Below are 7,334 nucleotides of genomic sequence, written 5' to 3' on the forward strand. Positions count from 1 at the left end.
TTTGATATGGACGGGACCCTTCTGACTTCTATAGCCGCTGCCGAGCGAGTTTGGGGTGCGTGGGCGCAACGCCAGGGCCTGGATCCAGTTGCGTTCTTGCCAACAATGCATGGGCAAAGAGCGATCGACACTATTCGTCGGCTGGAACTCCCCGGGTTGGACCCGGAGACTGAAGCGGCAAACATCACCAAAGCCGAGATCGAGGATGTTGACGGGGTCGTTGCGATCGCGGGAGCCGCAGAGTTCTTAGCTGCGCTTCCTGATGATCGTTGGGCGATTGTCACATCTGCTTCAAAACAGCTCGCGCAAAGGCGACTTGAAGCAGCCGGGTTAGCCATACCTCGCGTTATCGTGACCGGGGAAGATGTCGCCATAGGTAAACCAGACCCCCAATGTTTTCTTTTAGGAGCAAAGCGGCTCGGGGTCTCGCCTTCCAATTGTCTTGTTTTCGAGGATGTTGAGGCTGGTGTCAAAGCGGGACGCGCGGCGGGTGCCGACGTGATGCTTGTTACGGCAGTCGGTCACGGGCTCGATTTGCCGGACATCCCAACCATGGATAATTACACCAACATCGTTCCCGTTGTCTCGGCGGAAGGCCTACTGTCGATCAATTCTATATGCCAGCCACAGTTTGGCACTTCCGCGAGGCGATCCGTTAAAACAGTTCCATAAATCAGATTATCTGATGTGTTATAACATAACATACGAATACTGAAGTTGAGGTTTCGACTCCCAGCCCTCCTCCAGGGGCACCTTGGCTGCCGTCGCAAAAGCCTCGGCGGCAGCCATTTTCTCGGGGTATCGCCGTCTTGGCTTTCACCGAGTTTTCAATGCTGGCGTCCGATACCACACGCGACGCCGGCCACGGCGCAACCGAGGCGGCTTTTGCCATGAAGGAATGGATACTTTCACCGCTTGAAAAGACCTGCCTTCGGTGGATTTCTCGCGGCAGGACCGTCGCCGAAATCGCTTTGCTCGAGGGCAAGAGCGTCGCCGACATCGAGAGCTGCCTGCAAAGTGCGCTGGTCGCGTTGGACGCAAAATCGATTGCGGAGGCACTTCAGAAAACGACCCTTTCCGATTGACCGGAAAGCTTGGCACCGCTTATGGCCATTGATCGTATATCTAAGTGGCCGCATCCCTGAGCCACCGCCCGTACCGGCCGGCCGCGCTCTATGCCGAGGGCACGGAGCCGGCCCGCGCCCGTCTCCGCCGATCCCGGTAACGATCGCTTGTCCAGCGGCTGCTCGGGCATCCGGTATCGAGGCCTGTTCCGGGCCGCATGTTTATTTCCGCCCCATGACATCGCCGGCCAGGCCGGTCAAGTGGCCCGTGAAGCTGGAAGATCTTCCGCGCCAGTCCGCAAGCGGACCCGAGAAGATCCCCCACCTTCCGCGCCACGCCACTTGACAGTCCCGCCCGCCGCCGTGGGGCGGGCTTTCGCCCTCCCCCCTCTGTCCGGGGGAATGTCAGAGGCCATTCCCCCGGAAAGACCGGGGAGGCTTCGCCCGAAAGGGGCTTTCTCTTCGGGAAACGCGAAAATCAGGAGACAGAATATGAGCATCTACACCCAGACCGCCCGTTTCGACACCGGCCGCGCCCTGACCGAAACCGAAATGCGCCGTCTCGCGCCGTCGATCTTTGCCGTGACCGCCCATGAGAGCCGGTCCGAGCGCTTCAAACCCATCCCGACCATCGAGGTGCTGCGCGGCCTTATGAACGAAGGCTTCATGCCGGTTGGTGCCAAGCAGTCGAGCAGCCGCACCGAAGGCAAGGCAGATTTCACCAAGCACCTCATCCGCCTGCGCCGCATCGATGACGGCAAGGTCTACAATGTCGGGGACACCGTTTGCGAAATCTTGCTCAAGAATGCCAATGACGGGACGAGCGCCTACGAACTTATGGCGGGGCTTTTCCGCGTCCGTTGCCTCAATTCTCTGGTGACGCAGACCGGCACCATCGACGCCATCAAGGTTCGCCATTCCGGCGATGTGCAGCACAAGGTCATCGAAGGCACCTATCGTGTTCTCGGCGAGGCCGAACGCACCCTTGCCGCCCCGCAGGATTGGTCGACCTTTCGGCTGAACCATGAGGAAGCCGACATTCTCGCGGACGCCGCCCATGTCCTGCGCTTCGGAGACAACGAGGGTGAGGCGACCACGCCGATCAAAGCACAACAGTTGCTCGTTCCCCGCCGCCACGACGACCGTGCCAATGATCTTTGGACAGTCTGGAATGTGGTTCAGGAAAATGCCATCAAGGGCGGGTTGCGCGGCGTTGGCCGCGACGATCTCGGCAGGCCGCGCCGTGTGAAGTCCCGCGCCGTCAACGGCATCGATCAGGATATCAAGCTCAACAAGGCTCTGTGGATCCTCGGCGAAAGGATGGCGGCTCTGAAGGCGTGAGCAGGCGAGCATATGCGCCGCTGAGGCGGCGCATCCACCTCTCCTCGCCCGCATTCGGATAGTCTACCCAAGTGAAGGAACCGTGACCTACTACGGAGGCCGATCAGCCCAGCGCGCGTGCCTGTCCCTTCCCGCGTTGAGCGGTGCGGTCCAGGACGAGGGATGCCCCAGAGGCCCCATCCCTCGCGCTCCCTTCCCACCCGTGAAATTCAGGATTTCGAGGACAAATCGTCCTGATCGCCGGCCTTGTCGAGTTGGTCGCGTATATAGGCTTCGATATAGTCGAACACCTCGACTGCGCCGGCATCTGTCTCGATCAGATCGATCGGGCGACGGCCGCCGAGATGCGCGCTCTCTCTGCGCGCCCATTTCAGGACTTCGCCTTCGGTGCGCAGCACCGGGCGGGCCATCTCCAGCATCCTCGCGAGGTGATGCGGTTTCGCATACCATGAGTGCGGTTTGACGCTGGCCCGCCGACGCCCGGGGACGACATCCGGCAATCGCGACGTCCGCAGCTCATCATCGGAGATGTGCCGCCTGACCCAATGGGCCAGCTTCGCCAGCGACACGTTCGCCTCGCGTTCGAGATCCCCGCCCGCACCAACTTTGCGCGTCGGGATCACCAAGCCGCGGACGATGTGCGGGCAACGCGCCTGCAACATCTCCAGCGCCGGCACAAGGTCGGTATCGTTGGTGACGAGCACCACCTGGTCGATGTCGCCGCTCAGGGCGTCATCGTAGAGATGAAGCGCCAGATTCACATCCGATTGCTTCTCCTCGAGCTTCCACACCTGGATCTTGTCGCAATCGCGTGGCCAGCGCTTCGGATCGTCGGCTGGAACAATATGCTGGTTGGCCTTGTAGAGCGAATAATTCCCCATCACGAAAGAGAGCCGACCACCGCAATGCGTCGTCAGCGCATTGTGATACTGGGCCTGCGAAGACACCGAGTCCTCGCCCTTGGCGGCGCTTTCGATGATCTTGGCGGTGAAATACTTGATCGCGCAGTCCGGATGCAGCGTCATCGTTGCAGGATTGGCGTCTGGCGCTGGCCGGTAGAGGATCGACGGCAGAATTTGCGTTTCGAACAAGGTCAGGACGTCGAGCCATTTGAAGGCGGTCTTGCGAAGGCAACCATAATAGAGATTGTAGCCGTCGATGTAGACTCTTGTTCGTAACGCTGGCACTCCTTGCTCCCAAGACATAAAAAAACCGGCTTGCGCCGGCTTTTTCCCCCAACCGCCCGGAGCGCATGTCTCTCAGGATGCTGGGTTAGTTGTTAGCTCTCAACATAGTGTCGAGTGTCCCTCTAGTCAACCGATATTGACGGCCACCCACGCGCTGAAACCCGCGATTTCGCCGTGATTTCATCTAAAATAGGCATTCTTCGGCAAATCTGCAACGGAATGACACGGCCCTCCGCGGGCACTGAATCAGGAGAACGCCACCGTCCGTTCCGGTGGCCGCGCTCTATGCCGAGGGCACGGAGCCGGCCTGCGCCCGTCACCGCCGATCCCGGTGACGATCGCTTGTCCAGTCGGGTGCCGCGCACCCGATCATGAGGCCCGTACCGGGCCGGGTCTGTTTGTTCTCGCCCCATGACATCGCCGGCCGGCCGGATCAAGGGGCAGGCGCGGCAAAGCCGCTTGTCGCGCCGGGAAAAAAACGGCTTTCCACCTGCGGCGGAACCTTCCGTTTTTTGCCCGCCACGACCCCTTGACCCGCCCGACCGCCGCCGTGGGGCGGGCTTTCGCCCTCCCCCCTCTGTCCGGGGGAATGTCAGAGGCCATTCCCCCGGAAAGACCGGGGAGGCTTCGCCCGAAAGGGGCTTTCTCTTCGGGAAACGACAAATCTAGGAGACAGACAATGACCGAACTCGCAAACTTCATCCGCTTCAACGAAGACGGCACCATCAGCGGCAACATCGCCTCCATCGCTTACGACATCGACATCACCGGCGAACCCTTCAGCAGCACCAACAAGGATGCTCCGGTCTTCCGCATCTCCGCGAAGTCCCCACGCGGACGGCGTGTTGAACTCGGCGGCATCTGGAAGAAGAAGAACCAGAATGGCGGCGATTACTTCAGCCTCTCGGTCAGCACAGGTCACGGCAGGCTCAATGCCAATCTCGGCCGCTATCCCGGTCAGGACGACGAGGACTTGATGGCCGTCATTCCGTGGGATTGATCGCGCGATCGACAGTACCGGCTGCCCGAAGGGGACGTTCCCCTTCGGCGCAGCACCATTGAGGCGGCAGCGCCTGTGACCGCCGGCGCCCGCATCGAGCGGGCGCGCTGCGGTACGAGAGGAGCCCTGAACCCCTCCCCTCGTGCTTCCCTGCCCGCCCGAAAGAAATAGTGCTGATAGCAGCCATCTTGATGTTCTGCCGAATTGAACTTTCCCCGATGAAAAAGCCCGTTTTCCAGCCGCAGCGCCGTGGGGACGGCGCGGCCGCGGCCGCAGCGAGCCGCAGGCGAGCGGAGCAGGCGGAGGAAACCCGCGCTCCCCAATAGCGCCGTAGGGTTTTCCGGAGCCTCGTGGGAAACGGGTCGTTTTCCCTTCGATGTGACTTCTTCGAAATCATGTCGGGCCACCGCCCGTGCCGATCGGCCATCCTCTATGCCAGCACCTGGCCCCGGTCTAAGCGGAGCGCAGCGAGCGGGGGCAGTCGGTCCCGGCTCTCCCTTCGGGTCGCTATGCTGAGCCTCCTGCGGCTGCCCTCCTTCCCGCTCCCGCGCGACGAGAATTCCCGAAATCCCGCCCTCACGGGCGGCGCTATGCTGATTTCTCCGATACTCTTCATTGTTTCCGGCTTGCGCCGGGCTCGTTTCACGTCGCGCCGATGTGGTGAGCGGCAACTTCCCGAACCTTCAGAATGCGGTCGATAAGGCCCCATTCCAATGCCTCTTCCGCCGTCATGAATCGGTCGCGATCCATCGCGCACTCGAATTCTTCGTAGGTGCGGCCGCAATGCTCGGCGTAGAGCCGTGTCATGCGATGCTTGGTCTTCCGCATTTCCTCGGCATGGATCAGCATGTCCGAAGCCTGTCCTTGGAAACCACCCAACGGCTGGTGAATATGGATGCTGGCATTGGGAAGCGCAGTGCGTTCGCCCGGCTGGCCGGACATCAAGAGGAACGAGCCCATCGAGCGGGCGGTTCCCATGCAGAGCGTATGCACCGGGGCGTGAATATAACGCATCGTATCATACATCGCGAGGCCGCTGGTCACGACGCCGCCTGGTGAATTGATATAGAGATTGATCGGCCTTTTTGGATTTTCTGCTTCCAGAAAAAGCAACTGTGCGCAGACAAGGGCCGAGACCGTGTCGTTGACCTCCCCATTGAGGAAGATGATCCTCTCACGAAGCAGGCGGGAATAGATGTCGAAAGACCGCTCTCCCCTGCTGGATTGTTCGACGACCATAGGGACGAGTTGCATCGCTTCGCGCATAGGCGAACTCCAATCATTCGAGATTTTTAGGGAAGGCTTGCCGCGTCAGGCGGCGAGCATGAGGGGCGGGCTGTTACCGTTGGCGACTGTCTTCGTCAGCCGCTCGAAGGTTGTGCCGGTCAGCTCGTGGACGATCCGGAGGCTGGTTCCGCCCGAGCTGTTCGGCGCGATCGTGAAGGTGACGGTGCTTTCGAGATGGGGTGGGCGGTCGTCGCGCATTTTGTAGCGGATTTCCTTGCCGGGCGTTTCGGAGAGCGACTGCGGATTGGCAAGCGCCTCACTCGGTAACCACCTCTCCCGGAATTCTGCGATACTGATCGCCCGCCAGACCTTATCCGGCGACGCGTCCAGTTCGTATCTTTGCTCGAAAGCGCTTTCCTGCATCGTCGGCTGCATCTCGGTCTTAACGTCCTTCATTGATCCATGTCCTTCAGCAAGAGCTTGAGAGCATCGATTCGCGCGGGCCAGTAAGCGCGGTATTTCGCCAACCACTGTGCGATAAGGGCCAGCCCGTCCGGATCTACTTCATAGTTCACGAAGCGGCCCTCCTTTTGCTCGCGCACCAGCTTTGCCGCTCGCAATACGGCGAGATGCTGGGACATCGCCGGCTGGCTGATATCCATGCCCTGGCGCAGGGTGCTGGCATTCATGCTGCCGTTGGCCAGCTTTTCGAATATCGTGCGGCGGGTGGGATCCGCCATAGCGCGGAAAATATCGTGTTCGATCATGAAAATACATAAGCACACACTTATGCGATTTGCAAGCCTACCTGAAACCGGACCGAAATTTTGTGGTGGCCGGATTGCCTCGAGTTCCGAGCGCCCTGTTTGCGGTGCTGATCATGGCGGGGCCGGTCGTCTCACGTCGCGCCGGCGCGATCGGCGGGCAAAGTCTGCGCGCAGCGCTGTCCATGTCGTTTCCAGCTGCAGCGCAGCCGCGGCCGGAGCGCGCCGCAGGCGAGCGTAGCAGGCGGAGGAAACCCGCGCTCCCATATAGCGCCGTAGGGTTTTCCAGAGCCTCGTGGGAAACGACCGCCGTGGACCACGGCCTGTGTCTCAAAGAATGTTCGCACTGTTCGGGCCATCCGCTCGGTGCGAGCGGAGCGCGCTCTATGCCGATGGCACGGAGCCGGCCTGCGCCCGTCTCCGCCGATCCCGGTGACGATCGCTTGTCCATCGGGCGCCCCGCACCCGATCATGAGGCCCGTGCCGGGCCGGGTCTGTTTGTACTCGCCCCATGACATCGCCGGCCGTCCGGATCAAGGGGCAGGCGCGGCAAAGCCGCTTGTCGCGCCGGGAAAAAAACGGCTTTCCACCTGCGGCGAAACCTTCCGTTTTTTGCCCGCCACGCCCCCTTGACCCACCCGACCGCCGCCGCGGGGCGGGCTTTCGCCCTCCCCCCTCTGTCCGGGGGAATGTCAGAGGCCATTCCCCCGGACAGACCGGGGAGGCTTCGCCCGAAAGGGGCTTTCCCTTC

The 7,334-nt window shown here is 61.3% G+C and carries 8 protein-coding genes; 4 read left to right on the forward strand and 4 right to left on the reverse strand.

From position 1 onward, the window contains the following. Window positions 1-6: 6 nt before the first annotated feature. The 3 genes from A6U86_RS12170 to A6U86_RS12180 all read left to right on the forward strand — a co-directional run bounded on the left by A6U86_RS12170 (window position 7) and on the right by A6U86_RS12180 (window position 2,405). The gene (locus tag A6U86_RS12170; protein WP_068391169.1) at window positions 7-672 is read left to right on the forward strand and encodes an HAD-IA family hydrolase; all 666 of its coding nucleotides are present in this window, start codon (window positions 7-9) and stop codon (window positions 670-672) included. A gap of 158 nt (window positions 673-830) precedes the next feature. After that, window positions 831-1,085: a LuxR family transcriptional regulator gene (locus A6U86_RS12175; protein WP_244509890.1), complete on the forward strand. Its 255-nt coding sequence runs from the start codon at window positions 831-833 to the stop codon at window positions 1,083-1,085. 471 nt (window positions 1,086-1,556) lie between these two features. Further along, window positions 1,557-2,405 carry a DUF932 domain-containing protein gene (locus A6U86_RS12180; protein WP_068391172.1) on the forward strand — a complete coding sequence of 283 codons (849 nt, stop codon included), beginning with the start codon at window positions 1,557-1,559 and terminating at the stop codon, window positions 2,403-2,405. Between the two features lie 209 nt (window positions 2,406-2,614). On the opposite strand, the gene A6U86_RS12185 is transcribed toward A6U86_RS12180, so the two are convergent. Continuing rightward, complete coding sequence (locus A6U86_RS12185; RefSeq protein WP_244509892.1) at window positions 2,615-3,592, reverse strand: antitoxin Xre/MbcA/ParS toxin-binding domain-containing protein; 978 nt, start codon at window positions 3,590-3,592, stop codon at window positions 2,615-2,617. Between the two features lie 679 nt (window positions 3,593-4,271). Between A6U86_RS12185 and A6U86_RS12190 the strand changes: the two genes are divergently transcribed. After that, the gene (locus A6U86_RS12190) at window positions 4,272-4,592 is read left to right on the forward strand and encodes a DUF736 family protein (RefSeq protein WP_068391179.1); all 321 of its coding nucleotides are present in this window, start codon (window positions 4,272-4,274) and stop codon (window positions 4,590-4,592) included. 642 nt (window positions 4,593-5,234) lie between these two features. Here the strand turns inward: A6U86_RS12190 and A6U86_RS12195 are convergent. From A6U86_RS12195 to A6U86_RS12205, 3 genes are read right to left on the reverse strand one after another with little or no spacing between them, the layout of a single operon-like run. Beyond that, window positions 5,235-5,858 (reverse strand): ATP-dependent Clp protease proteolytic subunit, encoded by a 624-nt coding sequence (locus A6U86_RS12195; protein WP_068391182.1) that lies wholly within the window; start codon window positions 5,856-5,858, stop codon window positions 5,235-5,237. A gap of 45 nt (window positions 5,859-5,903) precedes the next feature. Beyond that, entirely contained in the window at window positions 5,904-6,275 is a 372-nt protein-coding gene (locus tag A6U86_RS12200; RefSeq protein ID WP_068391185.1) for an SRPBCC domain-containing protein, read from the reverse strand. After that, window positions 6,272-6,586, reverse strand: coding sequence for a helix-turn-helix transcriptional regulator (locus tag A6U86_RS12205; RefSeq protein WP_068391187.1), 315 nt, complete (start codon window positions 6,584-6,586; stop codon window positions 6,272-6,274). The genes A6U86_RS12200 and A6U86_RS12205 overlap by 4 nt, the downstream gene beginning before the upstream one ends. Window positions 6,587-7,334 lie beyond the last annotated feature (748 nt).

The sequence above is a fragment of the Rhizobium sp. AC27/96 genome, from assembly GCF_001692325.1.
In the GTDB taxonomy this organism is placed as follows: Bacteria; Pseudomonadota; Alphaproteobacteria; order Rhizobiales; family Rhizobiaceae; genus Rhizobium.